Here is a 15357-nt window from a genome sequence, read left to right on the forward strand (position 1 = left end):
GGCGCGGCTTAGGCATCGCAGATTTTCCTACGTGTCTGCACTTTGATATTTCAGCCACCATGCCGATCTTCGCAAAGCGCCATTTTGATGGCTGGTTTCTGGGCTTGGAACACCAAGCCAGCAAAAGTCACACATCCTACAGCCGGAAGGGCCTTAAGCCTCTATTATTAAGCGAAAAAACTCAAAAGTCACACTTTTGCAAATCGCATAGGTGTTCCAAGCAGAACATGCCCTTCACAAAGCTCTTGCAAAGTTATCGAGGCATTTCAGCCACAAACGTGATAGAGGCCTTGCCATCATACCCTCGCAAAAGGAGCCGCTCTATGTTGTCCTACCGTCTTTCCCGCCCTGTTTTGGCCTTCGCAATGATCGGCGCAATGGCAGCCTGCGGCGAAACCGCTGACGATACAGCAGCGCCCGAGGCGGTAGAAGTCGCCAGTGAAGACGCCTCCATCATCGAGGTACGGCAGAACAACTTTGAGGAAATCGGCGACGCGTTCAAGGCGATCCGCGGCCAGCTCGAAGCCGATGCGCCTGACTTCAGCTTGATCGAAGCAAACGCCAACACGATCAATACCAATGCTCAAGAGATCCCGAACCACTTCCCCGAGGGGACCGGTGTGGATTCCGGCGCAGACACCGAAGCGTTGGAAAGCATTTGGGAGAAACCCGAAGAGTTCGCATCCGCTGCGCAAAAGCTGGTCGACACCAGCGCCGCTTTGGCAGCCGCCGCCAGCACAGGCGATATGGCCGCTGTGGGTGAGGGCGTGAAGAACATGGGCGGGTCGTGCAAAGCCTGCCACGACAACTTCCGCCTCGACAAGGATTGATTGAGGCGCTCTGGCTAAGCCGCGCGGTCAGCGTGCTGCGCGCGGCAAGAGCATCTCTCGAACCGGCTCAGGAGTGATCCATGTTGCCGAAGAAAACACCGATTTGGGATTGGCCGGTGCGGCTCTCGCATTGGGGCTTTGTCCTGCTCGTCCCCGCTATGTGGTGGACCGCAGAGAATGGCGAGATGGGCTGGCACATGCGCCTTGGCCTTGTGCTTCTCGCGCTCGTACTGTTCCGCATTTTGTGGGGCCTCGTCGGCAGCGAGACGGCACGTTTTGCCAGCTTTCTCCGCTCACCGATCGCAGGCCTGCAAGACCTCATAGGCCGTCACAAACGCAGCCCTTTGGCGATCGGTCACAGCCCGTCGGGCGGGTGGAGCGTTGCCGCCTTGCTGCTCGTTATACTCGCTCAGGCCAGCATGGGTCTGTTCGCTGGAGACCCCTATGATGGCGCAACCGGACCGCTCAACTCACTGGTGGGCGTGATGACCGCGGACTGGCTCACCGACTGGCACGAGACCGGCTTCTGGGTGCTCGTCGCCTTGATCGCACTGCACTTGGTCGCGGTGTTTGGATACCAGTTCCTCGGCAAGCGCAATCTCATCGGCCCGATGATCACGGGCTCACGCAAGTTTGACAGGCCAGTGGCAGGCAATAGCGGCGGATCAACACTTAGAGCGCTCGTTTGCCTGGGTTTGGCCGGAGGCATCTCGGCGGCAATCGGCACCGGCATAGCCGCGCGTTGGCTTGGCGGATAACCCGGCAATCTCAGTACCTTCAGCTAAATAAGACGTATTCGCTCTGATTTTCGGGAAACAGCGGCACCGTCAAGCGTTGGATCAGAAACGAAATACACATTTTGACCCGAGGAACTGACACGTGATTAACAAAGTGAGCGAAGCCCTACGCGACTTCCTCAAGCAGGAAAGCGCAGGCGGCATAGTCCTGATTGCGGCGGCGGCATTGGCTCTGCTGGCCGCAAACTCGCCTTTTGCCGCCGCATATTTCGATGGCTTGGGCACGCAGGTAACCGTTGCTGTTGGTAGTTTCTCCATCGATAAGGCTCTGATCTTGTGGATCAATGATGGCCTCATGGCGGTGTTCTTCTTCCTCATTGGATTGGAAGTGAAGCGGGAGGTTATCCAAGGCCAGCTGTCCGGCTGGGACAAGGCCTCGCTCCCGCTCGTTGCGGCGATTGGCGGCATGGCGATCCCAGCGCTGATCTTCCTCTCGATCAATTCCGGTACACCGGCAAACCAAGCTGGCTGGGCGATCCCAGCGGCAACGGACATTGCCTTTGCGCTCGGTATCTTGTCGCTGCTTGGCCCTCGGGTTCCTGTGGCCCTGAAAGCTCTGCTGCTCGCGATTGCGGTGATCGATGATATTGGCGCGATTGCGATTATCGCCCTGTTCTATTCGGGCACGCTCGACACCGATATGTTGATCGGTGCAGCGGCCGCTTTTGCCGCCCTGATAGCGGTCAACCGCATGCGGATTGGGTCCAGCATTCCGTACGTGCTGCTGACCATTGTGATGTGGGTCTTTGTGCTGAAATCCGGTGTACACGCAACATTGGCAGGTGTCGCCGCTGCGATGACCGTTCCGCTCACGGCGCGGGACGGCTCAGAGCCGCTGCTGCGGATGGAGCATGCCTTGCACCCATGGGTTGCGTTCATGATCATTCCGATCTTCGGCTTTGCCAATGCTGGCGTCGGCCTGACCGGCATTTCACCAGCCGATCTTGCGGCGCCGCTGCCGCTCGGCATCGCGCTCGGCCTATTGATCGGCAAGCAGATCGGCATCTTCGGCTTCGCTTTTGTCGCGGTAAAGGCAGGCATCGCCAAGCTGCCTGAGGGCGTGAACTGGCGCCAGATCCACGGACTGTCTCTGCTCGCAGCCATCGGCTTCACCATGAGCCTGTTCATCGGCAACCTAGCCTTTGCAGACCCGGCACAGGTTGATGCGGTCAAGCTAGGCGTGCTGTCGGGGTCGCTGGTGTCGGCTCTGGCAGGCTTCTTCTTGCTGAAGATTTCCCTGCCCAAAGAGCCTGCCCAGGCTCCGGCAGAAGCAGCAAGTGTTGCGTCCTGATTTGAGGGCCTTACAGCACAGGGCATGAGAGAACCCGCGCTGAAGACAATCGAAATTGGGGGCCGCCGGCTCGCCTACTGGGAATGGGACGGCACCCATAAGGCTCACGGATCACCGCTTGTCTTTGCGCATGCAACGGGCTTCCATGGCCGGGTGTTTGATCCGATCATTGAACGCTTTCCGAAACGCAGGATCATCTCTTTTGACCTGCGAGGGCATGGGCGGTCTGAAGGCGGTCCGATCGCCAATTGGGCTGAAATCGCCGATGATATCGCGGTCATGCTCGCCCATCTTGGCCTGAGCCAGGTGGTCGGCATTGGGCATTCGATGGGCGCGCACGCCTTATTGCAGGCGGCGCATGACCATCTGCATCTCTTCAAGCAGCACATTCTGTTTGATCCAACCGTGCTGCCGCCTGAGTTCTATGAGCTGGGACAAGACCTGTTCACTGCCGAGAACCCTCATCCCGCGGTGCGGCGCAAGCGCGATTTTGCCTCGGCTGAGGCGATGATGGAGCGGTTTGAGGACCGCGAGCCTTACAGCCTGTTCGACCGCCGTGTGTTCGCCGATTATTGCCAATATGGGCTGGTGCCTGCTGAGAATGGCGACGGAATGGAGCTGGCATGCTCGCCAGAGGTGGAGGCGGGTGTCTATGCCAGCAGCCGCAGCAATAGCGGCATTCATGCGGCCACTACCAAGGTGACCATCCCAGTGCTGATCGTGCGGGCAAAGCAGACCGGGCTCAGCGACTTCAAATCCTCGCCGACCTGGCCGGGGCTGGCATCAGCGATGCCCAATGCGACCGACATGCATAGGCCGGACCGCACGCATTTTCACCCGCTGGAAGACCCAGAGGATGCCGCGCGGATTATCGCCGAGGCGCTGCTCGACTAGCTCCCGCCAGCGCATCGTGGTTATGCCGCCTCGGGGACGCTCCCGTTGACGTGGCCCGGCACACCAACCGATCGTGCCGCTTCCAAGAGATCGTTAAGATCTCCGCGCACGGCCACGATTTCGTCCAGTATCGGCCGGGCCAAATTGCGCCGGATCTGCGCAGCTAGCCCGCCGTAGAATTGCACCAGTGCTTCACGCAATGGATTGTCAGAAGCGACCCCGCGGCACAGCCACAAGGTGATCCCATGCGCGCGGGACAAAGGATCGCGTGCGGCTGACCCGCCTACAGCGCAGGCAAGTTCCGCCTGGCGCAAAGCTGTCACCGCCTCCTCCAGACAAATCCTCGTGAGGTCATCGCCGCCGGATGCTTCAATCCGGGCATCAAGGTCGACCTTGCGATACGCCGCAGCGGGATTTTGAGAAAATGGCCTCATATCCTATTTCCTAATTGCGGTTGAGGTCAGCCTGCGCCTGCAGGAAGTCCAGTGTCGACTGTGATGCGGTGACGCTGCGTTCAGCGGCCAAGAGATTGCTAGAGAGACGTTCGCGCAGACGCTCTTGCTGCTCGGCAATTTTGATCAGGCGATCTTCATTGTTTTCAATCTGGCTTTGATATCGAGCCACCGACCCGCCAAGTGAACCCGGATCGCCGCTGGTCGTGTTGGCGCGGGTTAGATTGTCCATGGTCGCAAACAGACCAAATGGACCAGTGGTGAACATTGCCGCCGCTGCCTCTGGCGAGGCCGCCAAGGTTTCGTTCAAACGCTCCGTATCCAAACGGAATGTGCCATCGCGGTTGAGCGAGAGGCCAATGTCGCCGAGCGTTCGCGGCTCGCCCTCGAGCGCCGTTGGCATCACGATCTCGCTGCTCAAACGGCCCAAATCACGCCTCAGCTCACGCGCGCCGGGGTCCGCGCCCAGCTCGCCGCTGAACGCATTGGCGCTCTCGTTTAATTGCTGGGCCAGTTCATTAAGAGCGGATACGAAATCACCCATCACGCCGGTGATCGCCGAGGTGTTGTTCGAGAAACTGATGGTAGTGGGCTCGCCGACATTGGTCGCGGTCAGCTCCAGCGTCATGTTCTCTGGCAGGCCAGTCACGGTGTTGCTGGCGCTGCTGATCTCGACAGTATCGAGCGAGAAAAGCGCATCGCGCGAAGACTGGCGCAGCTCGCCGCTGTCAGTGGCTGGATTCCACGAAAGGTAACTCAAATCGCCGGGCGTGGCAGTCGGTGAAGCTGCGCTGCTCTCGCCCTCAATCACAAAGCCATTGGCCGCGCCTTCTTCGCCCTTGATCACCAATTGCGCGCCATTGGTGCCTTCGGCGACATAGGCGGTGAGCACGCCTCCGCTGGCGCTGGTGATCTTACCGGCCAAGCTCTCCAATGTGTCGCTCGCCTCGACCGCTATTTCGAGCGGCGTGTTCGACGTGTCTTCGGTGAAACTCGCGCCATCAATAGTGCCGAAGCGGAACCGCAGGGTGCCCTCTCCGACGCTGTCTTCGCCGCTGGCAAAGGCGCCCGACGTGAGCAATTGCTCCTGCGCGAGCTCGAAATGGGCGCTCAAGACTACGAAGTGCTGCTGGGCGGGGTCAGCCTCGCTCGCGGCAGAGTTCGCCCCGACCGATTGCTCGCGATTGACGCAGGCGATGTTCGCCAAGGCCACGGCCTAACCGGCGAGGCGACGCGCGACCCCAGCTTTGATTGCCCGGCAATTTGGATTGAGCCGCGCGAGCGTGACCATGCGATTGCGGAAGGCTTCCTGACGGTCGACCCAAGCACAGTCATCGCCACCCACACCAATCAAGCGCTGCTCGCGCAGGCGCACGAACTCCTCGGACCAGAGGAAGTGCGCGAGCTGCTCGATGCGCTCAAAGAGAGCTCACCCAGCCTGGTCGAAACCGTCCATCCAGAGCCTTTGTCACTGGCCGCGATCACCCGCATTTTCCGCGCCTTGATCGCCGATGGCATTGGTCTGGGCCATCCGCAGGCGGTCCTCACCAGCCTCGCTCTCGCCCTGCAACGCACTCAGGAATTTGACCTGCTGGTGGATGCCGTGCGCGTCGATATGGGCGCGAAACTGATCGCGCGCATTTGTGAGCCCGGCGCGCGGTTAAGAGTAGCCACTCTGGATGCAAACCTTGAGGCCGCGATCCTCGGCAGTGTGCCAGATCCGGCGACGGGCCAGCCGCTGATCGAGCCGGAATGTGGTAGCATGATCGCTGAAACCCTGACCCAGATATTGGAAGCAGAGGGCGAGCCAATCGCGCTGATCGTTCAGCCGCCTGTGCGTCGTTCGATTGCCACTCTGCTCAGCCAGCGGGTTCCGCGCTGTCTGGTCCTGTCGATCAATGAATTGCCCGCGACCCAGCCGGTTGAGGTGGTTGGCGTGATTGGTGGAGAGGCTGAGTCCGCCGCCGCGTTACCAGATGAAACAGCGGCGAGGGCCGCCCAAGACGAGCCAGGAGCAATGGCCGCATGAAACACGACCCCAGCAGCTTTGCGAGAACCGCGCCCAGCGGGGCGGCGGGCTATGGCGCTTCAAACCGGGCAGAGATAGACGACCGCGTTCGCCGCTTCATGCCGCTCGTCCGCAGCACCGCTTGGCATGTCTATGGAATGGGCCGCGAGGGGCTAGAGGTTGAAGATCTGATGCAGGTCGGCGTCATCGCGCTGACCGAATGCTCCATGCGCCATTCCGGCCCGACTGAAGATGGCTTTGCCGCCTATGCGAAAATCCGTGTGCGCGGAGCCATGCTCGATCAGATCCGCAAGCTGATGAATGACAGCCGCACGGCGCGAAAGAAGCGTGTCCATTACGAAGCTGCGCTGAGCGAATTGCGCGCAGAGCTGGGACGCGAACCCAGCCGCGCAGAAATCGGAGATCGCCTGAAAATATCCGACGCCGAATTGCTCGAAATTGAGGCGTCCGGCATCACAGTCACCTCAATCTCAGAGGAATATGACGAGACCAGCACCGCCTTTGCCAGCGATGATCCCGACCCATTCGAAGTCCTGTCGGAGATGGAAGACCGTGAGCAATTGATCCGGGCGATCACTGAACTCCCAGACCGCCTGAAACTGGTGCTGCAATTGTTCTTCGTTGAGGAAATGAACCTCACCGAGATCGCCGAGGTTTTGGAGGTCAGCGTCCCGCGCGTGCACCAACTCAGAGCCAAGGCTCTGAAGGATTTGCGCGCCCTGATCGAGGCCGAATAGGCCTTACTGGCTGCCCCCGTCACCATCGCCGTGGTTGTGACCGCCGCCCGCATGGGTTGCCGCCTCTGATCCGCCCGCATTGCCGCCTTGGCCGCTTTCCCACCAATAGGCGCGGCGTCCGCCAGTGCCGGTTGCGACTTCCTGCATGGTCGCGGTGTCGTACATCCGCCCGCCGATCATCACGCTTTCGATTTTGTCGGTGTCGCGAATATTGGCGGTTGGATCGGCGGTGAGCACGAGCAAATCTGCGAGCTTACCGATTTCGAGACTGCCCACGTCCTTTTGCATGCCGAGCGATTCCGCAGGCCAGATTGTCGCGGTTTTGAGCGCTTCAACTGGGCTCATGCCACCGCGTGCAAAGGTCCAAATTTCCCAGTGAGCGCCGATGCCAGGCTGTTGCCCGTGCGCGCCGATAGAGACCTTTACGCCGCGATCGGCAATCTTCTTCGCCTCGCGCGCCGCATTGTCGTCAACAAACGCCCACTCGGGCGCTTTCGTGCGCCGAGCCGTGGCCGCGAGCAGGACCTTGGGCGGGGTGTGGATCATCAGCGGATGATCGAACACATCGGTCGCCTGCCGCCAATACGGATCACCGGCAAGCCCGCCATAAGTCACATTGAGCGTCGGGGTGTAATTCGAATTCGACTGGCCGAAGAATTGCAGCACGTCCTCGTAAAACACATCGCCCGGCACATTATGCTCGATCGTAGAATTGCCATCCGCGATCAGGTTCATATCCATCCCGAACAGCGATCCGCCTTCAGCGACGTTGAGCATATTCTCCTCGGCCGCCGCGCGCGCCACCATCTGACGCTGGTCGCGTCGGGGCTGGTTGTAGTTCTTTACCGAAATGCCGCCCTGCGCTTTGATCCGGCGGACATGCGCGAGCGCATCTTCGAAAGAGTCGATCCGCGCATACACGCTCGGAGCCTTCGCGCCGTAAATGATCTCGCCGGTAGAGAAGATGCGCGGGGCGAGCAAAGTGCCCGCCATCTGCCGCTCTGCTGAAGCAAAGATCAGGCTGGAATTGCTCGAGGGGTTGTGCGTCGTCGTGGTGCCCAGCGCCAAGTCTTGCACCAGGCTCCAGTTCTGCTGCGGCACAAGATCGCCCGTGCCATGCGGCCCATGATGGTGCGCGTCGACAAAGCCGGGCATCACCACCTTGCCGCTGGCGTCGACCATTGTGGCGCCGCTGGGGATGGTGACATCACCCGCCGCGCCAATTGCCGCGATCCGGTCGCCTTCAATCACGATCACGCCGTCTTCGATCATGCCTGCGTCCCCGGCATCGAGCCCGACAGCCATGGTCAGTAATTTCGCGCCAGTGATTACGACAGTGCCGCTAGGTTTTTGGGCGGTAACCGAGACAGCCATCGAAATGCCGCTGTCGGGCTCTTCATAGCCATCCGCGTCATCATCCCCCTTCGGCGCGTTGCGGAAGAAGTCGCTAACCTGCGCTTGCTTCAGCTCCGCCCCGATCGACCAGAACAGGATCTCTCCCCCGCGCGCCCAGCCGAGGTAGTCCGCCCCGCCACTAGAAACTTTGGTGACAGGAACCGGTCCCTTGGTCTCATTCACATCGACCGGCTTACCGCCCGGAATGACCGGCATGGCGAACACTTCGTAATTCTGGCGAAAAGCGATGGTTTTGCCATCCGGCGCAACCTGAAAATCATTGACCAAAGTGCCGGTTGCATGAGTGCGCTTTTTCTCGCCATCAAAATCAGCCGACATCAAAGCCAGCTTGTCGCCATCACGGCCGATCATGAAAATGCGGCTATTCTCTGCGCCAAATTGCGGGCGCGAACCCGAACGCGCGACCATTTTGGGTGCGCCACCACTAATTGCCTGCAGATAGATCCCTGTGTTCTCGGAAAATTCCGGCGCAGTGAGATAGCCGCCGCTGCGCTTTTCATAGGCGACCATCCGGCCATCGGGCGAGAAAGCGAGATTGGCATAGTGCCCCGGCTGGCCAGAGATCACACGCGCGCCTGAACCGTCAGCATTGGCGACGACGATCTGCCCCAGCCCCTCATCGGTCCAGCGGACAAATGCGATCCGCGATCCATCGCGGCTGAACGCTGGAAACGCCTCGACCGCATCATCGCCGCCACCGGTCAGCGGACGTGGAGCATCGCGGCCCTGCGCAGACTTGGTGTAGAGCCGCCCGAGGCTTTCAAACACCACGCGCGTGCCGTCTGGCGAGAGTGTCCCGAACTTCGCCATCTTGGTAGCAAAACGATCGGGCGAGACCTCGATCTCAGGATGCGGCGCATCGGCAATGCCGCGCGTATCGCTAATGGTGAATGGGATCACTGCATGGCCCGACCCATCGCGGTTCACCCGGTTTAGCTTACCGCCTGCCCAGAACACGATGGATCGGCTGTCAGGCGTCCAATCCATATTGGGATAGACCCCGGTCACCGCCCAGGTTTCCTGCACGTCGAGGTCAAGCGCGTCGTAAATCATCCGCTCGCGCCCGCTGGCGATCTCCTTGACCCACAGCTGAGAGGTGTCCTTGTCGCGCCGCACGAACGCGATCTCTGTGCCATCGGGCGAAGGCGCCGGGCGCACTGCCCCGCCATAGCCATCGACCGCCGTAGTTACTTCGCCTGTTTCCAGATCGTGCCGCTCAATCGCGAAGATCCCCGCATTGGAGTCCTGCGCATAGATGAAAGTGTTCCCCGGCGTGGTGTTGCGAGTGTAGTAGATCGCGCTGCCATCGGGCGCGAAGACCGGCTCGCCGAGCTCTTTCTGCAAGGCCTCATTGGCGCGCTTCACCACCTGAACCCCGCCGCCGCCTGAGATGTGGTACATCCAAATCTCGCCTGTGCCGAGCGAACGCTGTGTAGTGAAGTGCTTTTTCGCGGCGACAAATCGCCCGTCGGGTGACCAGGTCGGCTGATTCAGCAGGCGGAAGCTTTCCTTGGTCGGCTGGCGCTTGTCAGAGCCATCGGCATTCATTAGCCAGATATTGTTGCCCCCGCCCCGGTCAGAGGTGAAAGCGATGCGCGTACCATCGGGCGAGAAGCGCGGATGCACTTCCCAGCTCAGCCCCTCGGCAATGCGCTTAGGCGTCCCGCCGGTAATCGGGAGAGTGTAGATATCGCCGAGCATAGTGAAGGCGATGGTGCGGCCATCCGGCGAAACATCGACATCCATCCACGTGCCCTCATCGGTCTCGATTGGCACTTGTTCGATGGTGGCTCCGCGTGGTGCTTCTACGTCCCATTTCTCATCTGCGTCATCCTGCGCGAAGGCCGCGCTGGGCATTGCGAGCATAGAACCGGCGAGAAGGGTTGCGGTGAAGTGCGGTGCGAAGCAGCGCATGGATATGTCTCCCTTTGTTGGGGCCCAGACTAACGCGGCGTAAGGATATTGCTAGGGGGGTAGGCATCACTGTTCGGTCACGTCCGCTCTCGCTTCTCGCGCTGCTACTCTCTCTGCTCGCAAGCGCTCGTTTTCTTCGCGTTCCATCTTACGGTCAAGGTTTGAATAGTTATCGACTTTTAGGCGTTTGTTTCCACCAAATTTCTCCAAGGTTTTAGCTATTTCTTTCAGGCGACGAGCTACATCGTCAATGGTATAGATTTGAAAGTTGGAGAAGCCAGCAATGCTTGAAACGTGCAGTTGGTCAGAAAACTCGAAAGTTCTACCATCAGTGCTGCGGTAAGCGATCTTGATTTCGAACACTGCCGAAGTACCATCTCGGAAAAGGTCGGGACCTACGCCCAAGTCAAACTTAAGAACCTCGTGAGGTCTTAGAAACGATATATCGCTCAGGACTTTAGAGTCCTCAAAGTGGAATTTCGCTGGCCAATCGGTAACCCGTTTTAGCTCCGCGGAAACTTCAGTAGCTGCGGCCCCTGAAAGATTAGCGATATGCAATTGAGCGATTGTCATATGCGTTTCGTTAGCGCGCAAAAAACCAACAACCCTGGGCTGGTTGGCTTGTAATCTGCTTATCCTAGCTTCCTTAAACAGCCTATGAGTTGTCACCGCGTAAAAGGCTGTGACTAGCAAAAGTGCGGCCGTCGCGAGGCCTGTAACCGCCGCCGCATTTGCGTTCAAAAACTCAAACACTGGAATTTTCCTTCTGTTCAAGAGTCAACCCATCGTCCCCCGCTTCGGCCCCAGATAGCCAAATAAATAGGCCGCCACTTTGCGCATCTGGATTTCTTCTGCACCCTCGGTGATCCGGTAACGGCGGTGGTGGCGATAGATATGCTCGAACGGTTTGTGGCGTGAATAGCCGATCCCGCCATGCACCTGCATCGCCCGGTCGGCGGCCTCGCACACCAGCCGGTTTGCCCAGTAATTGCACATCGAAACCTTGTCCGAGATGCTCCGCTCAATCTCCTTGTGCGGCATATTGTCCATCTGCCAAGCGGTCTTGTAGATCAGCATCCTCAGCATTTCGCACTGCGTCGCCAGCTCCACCAGCGGGAACTGGATCGCCTGATTTTTCGCGAGCTCCTCGCCAAAGGGTTTGCGTTCGCGCGCATATTTGACGCTTTCCTCCACGCAATAGGTCGCCGCGCCTAGCGAAGACGCCGCTTGGCGAATGCGGTTCTGGTGAACGAAGCTCTGCGCCAGCGCGAGGCCTTTACCTTCTTCGCCCAGCATTGCGCTCTCCGGCACCCAGACATTGCTGAGAGAGAGGCGCGGATGGTCGGTGGGCATGTTGAAGGTCCACATCCATTCCTCGATCTTTAGGCCGTCGGTGGGGTTGGGCACGAGCAGGCAGGTGATACCGCGCGCGTCCCCTGCCTCGCCATCGGTCCGCGCAAACAGCGCACAATGCGTGGCGACATGCATGCCGGTGATCCACATCTTCTCGCCGTCAATCCGGTATCCCGGCACCCCATCGCGCGTTTCCTTGACCGCGCGGGTTTCCATATGGGTCGCGTCGGAGCCGTGCTCTGCTTCGGTCAGGCCAAAGGCGACCCGGCGCGTACGTTCAAAGCCGCCAGTGATGAACTCCTTTTTCTGCGCCTCTTTGCCGAAGGTGTCGAACATGGCGACGAAGGGGAAGTTGCCGACGATGCTGTGTTCGTTTTGCAGATCATTGTGGAGGCCAAGACCGCGCTGAGCGAAGCGATCGCGGATCACCGCCATCCAGAGGTTGGAGCCATCCTTGCCGCCATATTGCGCAGGCGCGGAGAAGCGCCAGTGACCAGCCGCGTCCGCACGGCGAGTGGCCTCTTTCAGCAATTCTTCCCAATCGTGATTGGGCAGGCCTTCACGCTCCCAGTCGGTGCGCGCATCCTCACGCCGATGGTCGAAGAAGCGGATGTTGTCGTCTTGCTGCTCCAGCGGCTTGATCTCAGCCTCGATAAAGGCGTCGAGCTCGTCAAGATAGGCCTGAAGGTCTGCGGGAATTGCGAAGTCCATTTAGTTTTCTCCAGTCCACTTTTTACGTGCCACGGCGAGCGCGGGGTACTTAGGCGAATCGACAGCCACCTTTTCTAAGACACTGTCCTTCAAGTCCATCAACAGACGCTTCTCTCCAAGATCGGATGTTCCGTCCATGATGTCAGAAACAAGACCCGAAGCGCGATATGTTTGCGGGTAAAACCGACAGTCACGTGCGATTATGCCCAGCGCGTTGCGTGCAACCGCGTGCTGGAAACGATCATGTCCTGTCATCTGATCCTTGATCGTTTCGAGCCATTCGAAGATGGCATCCGCCATCTCTGCGCACTCGGCTTCGCCATAGCCAATAGAGTCGTCGAAAGGCCCGCCCGCTTCCCGGCGTCTCTCCTTCTCCGGTGCATCCTCCTCCAGCAGCATCAGCAAGTCGAGCTCCTGCTCGCTTGTCCTGCGCGAGATCACAACCCGCTCTAGCATCCGGTCCTCGCCGCTGCGCCAGATCTGCGCCATTTTGAGGCAACCCAGCGCCCACCAGACGGTGCGGTGGATCAGCCAATATCTGAATCGCTCGCGGTCCACTTTGCGCCCGCCATTCGCTTCATACGCATCGAAATAGGTTTCCTGATCGCCCAGACCCAGAGCCGGACGATCATACCGCGCGAACCGCCACACCGCCATGCAACCAAACGCCAAGTCTTCGTGATAGTCACCGAAATGCGCCAGCTCCCAATCGAGCACACCGGTTAGCGAGCCATCTTGTGCAAGCAAGTTGCCCATGCGGAAATCGCCATGGATTAGCGCAGGCTCGATGGGATCGGGGCAATTGTCCTCCATCCATTTGAGGCCAAGGGCGATGATCGGACGGTCGCCGCCTGCCTCCTCGAATTGCTGGCGCAGGTCCGCGATGGCCCCGCGGTAATCCATCACCGGCACAGCCTTTGGCACGTCGCCGCGTCCAAGCGAGTGGATCCGCGCCAAATTCGCGGCGCATTCCGATAGAAGCCGGTCCGGTTCTTCCATCGCGAGGATGTCCTTGGGGTTCGGCGTTCCCGGCAGTGCGCGCATCACAAAGCCGCTGCCGATCCCGTCCTCCGGCTCCAACACCGCCAGAACCTCAGGCGCCGCCACACCGGCGGCCCGTGCTGCTTCGATCACCGCCGCTTCGGTATCGTGACCAAAAGGGCGGTCCGCCATGAACTCCAAGCTGGGCGCGCGTCGCAGCACGAACGCCTCGCCGCCGCTGGAGAACCGCCAGCTTTCCATGGTCGCGCCGCCGGTCAACCGCTCCAGCCCGGCCGGAGCCTCTATGCCAGCGCGCGCCAAAACCCGGCTCAGCCCCTCTCTCAGATCATCGGCGCTCAATGTCATCACTTCCCCTCGCGTTCATTCCCTGTCAGGAGTGCACGCAGATATGCGCGACGGCAAGCTCTTGCTTACTCGCAATGGAAAGACGGCGACCGCAATGAAGAAACGATACGTAGCGCTGAGCGCGCTCGCCCTGCTTGGAATTGGCGCAGGCACCGCGGCCTTTGTCGCCAGCCCAACCGTGCATGAGGGTATGGATGGCGAGACCCCGGAGCTTGGGCGCTATGGTGAGTATCAGGTGGGGACGCAGGAGAGCGTGTTTAGCCTGCCGGGCCGACTGACCTTCACAAAGCTTGGTCTGGCAAGCGGACAGGTGGAGGAGCACACGCGCGAGCTCAAAGTCCGCATGTTCTATCCAGCCAGCGCAGCGTCCGGCGCGGAGCCAATCACTTACGAGCACACCATGATGCCACCTGCTATGGAGCCCGTGCCGTTGGAGTATACGGGGCGCGCTTTTGCAGGCGCAGCGCCGGTGGCAGACCAGCAATTCCCGTTGGTTGTAATGAGCCACGGCTTCAATGGCTGGAGCACGCAATTCAGCAATCTAGCGGAACACATCGCCTCGCGCGGCTATGTCGTCGCCTCTATCGATCACGGCGACATGCGGATCGAGGGGGTGACCGACTTCGTTTACTCGTTCACCAAGGTTCTGGTCGATCGTTCTCTCGATCAGCGCCAGGTCTTGAGCCAGCTGGTTTCGCGCAGCGCCTCTGACCAGACAGGACTGTTTGGACTGATTGACCCTGAGCAGGTTGCTGTGATCGGCTATTCCATGGGCGGTTATGGCGCACTGGCAACGGCGGGCGGCGACTATGACTATGACAGCGATACCTTCGGCCAAGTGCCCGAGGATGCGCTGACGCAACTGCGCGAGGCGGCGAGCGAAGACGCAGACGTGGATGCCGTCGTCGCCTTTGCCCCATGGGGCGGGCAACCAGACAACCGCGTATGGAGCGCCGAGACGCTCGGCCAGATCACTGCGCCTGTGCTGCTGGTGGCTGGCAGCGAGGATGACGTTTCCAACTACGCGGACGGGATCGGCTGGATTTTCGACCAATTGAGCGGGACGGCTCGGCACATGCTGGTCTACCGCGAGGCCCGTCACAACACCGTGGGCAATGACTTCGTCGTTCCGGACGACGCACCGTTCCGCGTCGCAGAGTTCCTGGCCGAACCGGTGTGGCGACAAGATCGCATCAACGGCATCAACCAGCATTTCGTCGCCGCATTCCTCGACCTGCATTTGAAGGGCGATGCGGACAAAGCGAGCTATCTCGACGTGCCAGCGCCGAACTCCAACGACAGCAGCTGGGAAACCAGCTTTGGCGAACAGCTCAATGGCAAGTTTGCCGGACCGGACGAAGCAGAGCATTGGCGCGGGTTCCAGCGCCGCTGGGCCGTGGGCCTGGAGTTACTCAGCAAACCAGCGGGCAAATAGGCGTCTTTTCAAGCCGAGGTAGTCGTTCCAGACAGTCGTCTTTGGTCTGAAATCGCGGTGCTTCCATACACTAGAGTTTGGTCGGCGTTGGGAACACGTTTCGCGTTTTCGAAAGTGTGACTTTTGGCGGAACGCTTCATACTTTCAGCAC

13 protein-coding genes are annotated in these 15357 nt (G+C 59.9%); 7 read left to right on the forward strand and 6 right to left on the reverse strand.

Going from position 1 to position 15357, the window contains the following annotated elements; genetic code table 11:
• The first annotated feature begins 323 nt into the window (after window positions 1-323).
• From AC0V6M_RS03585 to AC0V6M_RS03600, 4 genes are all read left to right on the forward strand, one after another.
• Window positions 324-830 carry a c-type cytochrome gene (locus tag AC0V6M_RS03585; protein ID WP_486137495.1) on the forward strand — a complete coding sequence of 169 codons (507 nt, stop codon included), beginning with the start codon at window positions 324-326 and terminating at the stop codon, window positions 828-830.
• An 80-nt stretch (window positions 831-910) separates the two neighbouring features.
• The gene (locus AC0V6M_RS03590) at window positions 911-1588 is read left to right on the forward strand and encodes a cytochrome b/b6 domain-containing protein (RefSeq protein ID WP_486137496.1); all 678 of its coding nucleotides are present in this window, start codon (window positions 911-913) and stop codon (window positions 1586-1588) included.
• A gap of 121 nt (window positions 1589-1709) precedes the next feature.
• Window positions 1710-2918, forward strand: coding sequence for a Na+/H+ antiporter NhaA (nhaA, locus tag AC0V6M_RS03595; RefSeq protein ID WP_486137497.1), 1209 nt, complete (start codon window positions 1710-1712; stop codon window positions 2916-2918).
• A 24-nt stretch (window positions 2919-2942) separates the two neighbouring features.
• Window positions 2943-3812, forward strand: a complete 870-nt coding sequence (locus AC0V6M_RS03600) for an alpha/beta fold hydrolase (RefSeq protein WP_486137498.1) — start codon at window positions 2943-2945, stop codon at window positions 3810-3812.
• A gap of 20 nt (window positions 3813-3832) precedes the next feature.
• On the opposite strand, the gene AC0V6M_RS03605 is transcribed toward AC0V6M_RS03600, so the two are convergent.
• Both AC0V6M_RS03605 and fliD read right to left on the reverse strand, forming a co-directional pair.
• Complete coding sequence (locus AC0V6M_RS03605) at window positions 3833-4246, reverse strand: hypothetical protein (RefSeq protein WP_486137499.1); 414 nt, start codon at window positions 4244-4246, stop codon at window positions 3833-3835.
• A gap of 10 nt (window positions 4247-4256) precedes the next feature.
• Complete coding sequence (gene fliD, locus AC0V6M_RS03610; RefSeq protein ID WP_486137500.1) at window positions 4257-5378, reverse strand: flagellar filament capping protein FliD; 1122 nt, start codon at window positions 5376-5378, stop codon at window positions 4257-4259.
• On the opposite strand from fliD, the gene AC0V6M_RS03615 reads away from it, so the two are divergent.
• Together AC0V6M_RS03615 and AC0V6M_RS03620 are read left to right on the forward strand one after the other, a co-directional pair.
• Window positions 5367-6293 (forward strand): FHIPEP family type III secretion protein, encoded by a 927-nt coding sequence (locus tag AC0V6M_RS03615; protein ID WP_486137501.1) that lies wholly within the window; start codon window positions 5367-5369, stop codon window positions 6291-6293. The two genes, fliD and AC0V6M_RS03615, sit on opposite strands and share 12 nt — an antisense overlap.
• Entirely contained in the window at window positions 6290-7030 is a 741-nt protein-coding gene (locus tag AC0V6M_RS03620) for a sigma-70 family RNA polymerase sigma factor (RefSeq protein ID WP_486137502.1), read from the forward strand. Before AC0V6M_RS03615 ends, AC0V6M_RS03620 begins: the two co-directional genes overlap by 4 nt.
• Window positions 7031-7033: 3 nt before the next feature.
• On the opposite strand, the gene AC0V6M_RS03625 is transcribed toward AC0V6M_RS03620, so the two are convergent.
• The 4 genes from AC0V6M_RS03625 to AC0V6M_RS03640 form a co-directional block, all read right to left on the reverse strand.
• Window positions 7034-10360 carry an amidohydrolase family protein gene (locus tag AC0V6M_RS03625; RefSeq protein WP_486137503.1) on the reverse strand — a complete coding sequence of 1109 codons (3327 nt, stop codon included), beginning with the start codon at window positions 10358-10360 and terminating at the stop codon, window positions 7034-7036.
• Between the two features lie 66 nt (window positions 10361-10426).
• Complete coding sequence (locus AC0V6M_RS03630; protein WP_486137504.1) at window positions 10427-11113, reverse strand: hypothetical protein; 687 nt, start codon at window positions 11111-11113, stop codon at window positions 10427-10429.
• A gap of 24 nt (window positions 11114-11137) precedes the next feature.
• A complete protein-coding gene (locus tag AC0V6M_RS03635) occupies window positions 11138-12424 on the reverse strand; it encodes an acyl-CoA dehydrogenase family protein (protein ID WP_486137505.1) in 1287 nt (428 codons plus the stop codon).
• A complete protein-coding gene (locus tag AC0V6M_RS03640; protein ID WP_486137506.1) occupies window positions 12425-13771 on the reverse strand; it encodes a phosphotransferase in 1347 nt (448 codons plus the stop codon).
• A gap of 94 nt (window positions 13772-13865) precedes the next feature.
• Between AC0V6M_RS03640 and AC0V6M_RS03645 the strand changes: the two genes are divergently transcribed.
• A complete protein-coding gene (locus AC0V6M_RS03645) occupies window positions 13866-15206 on the forward strand; it encodes an alpha/beta hydrolase family protein (RefSeq protein ID WP_486137507.1) in 1341 nt (446 codons plus the stop codon).
• The last annotated feature ends 151 nt before the right edge of the window (window positions 15207-15357 follow it).

It is taken from the genome of Erythrobacter sp. JB3-1 (assembly GCF_057364995.1).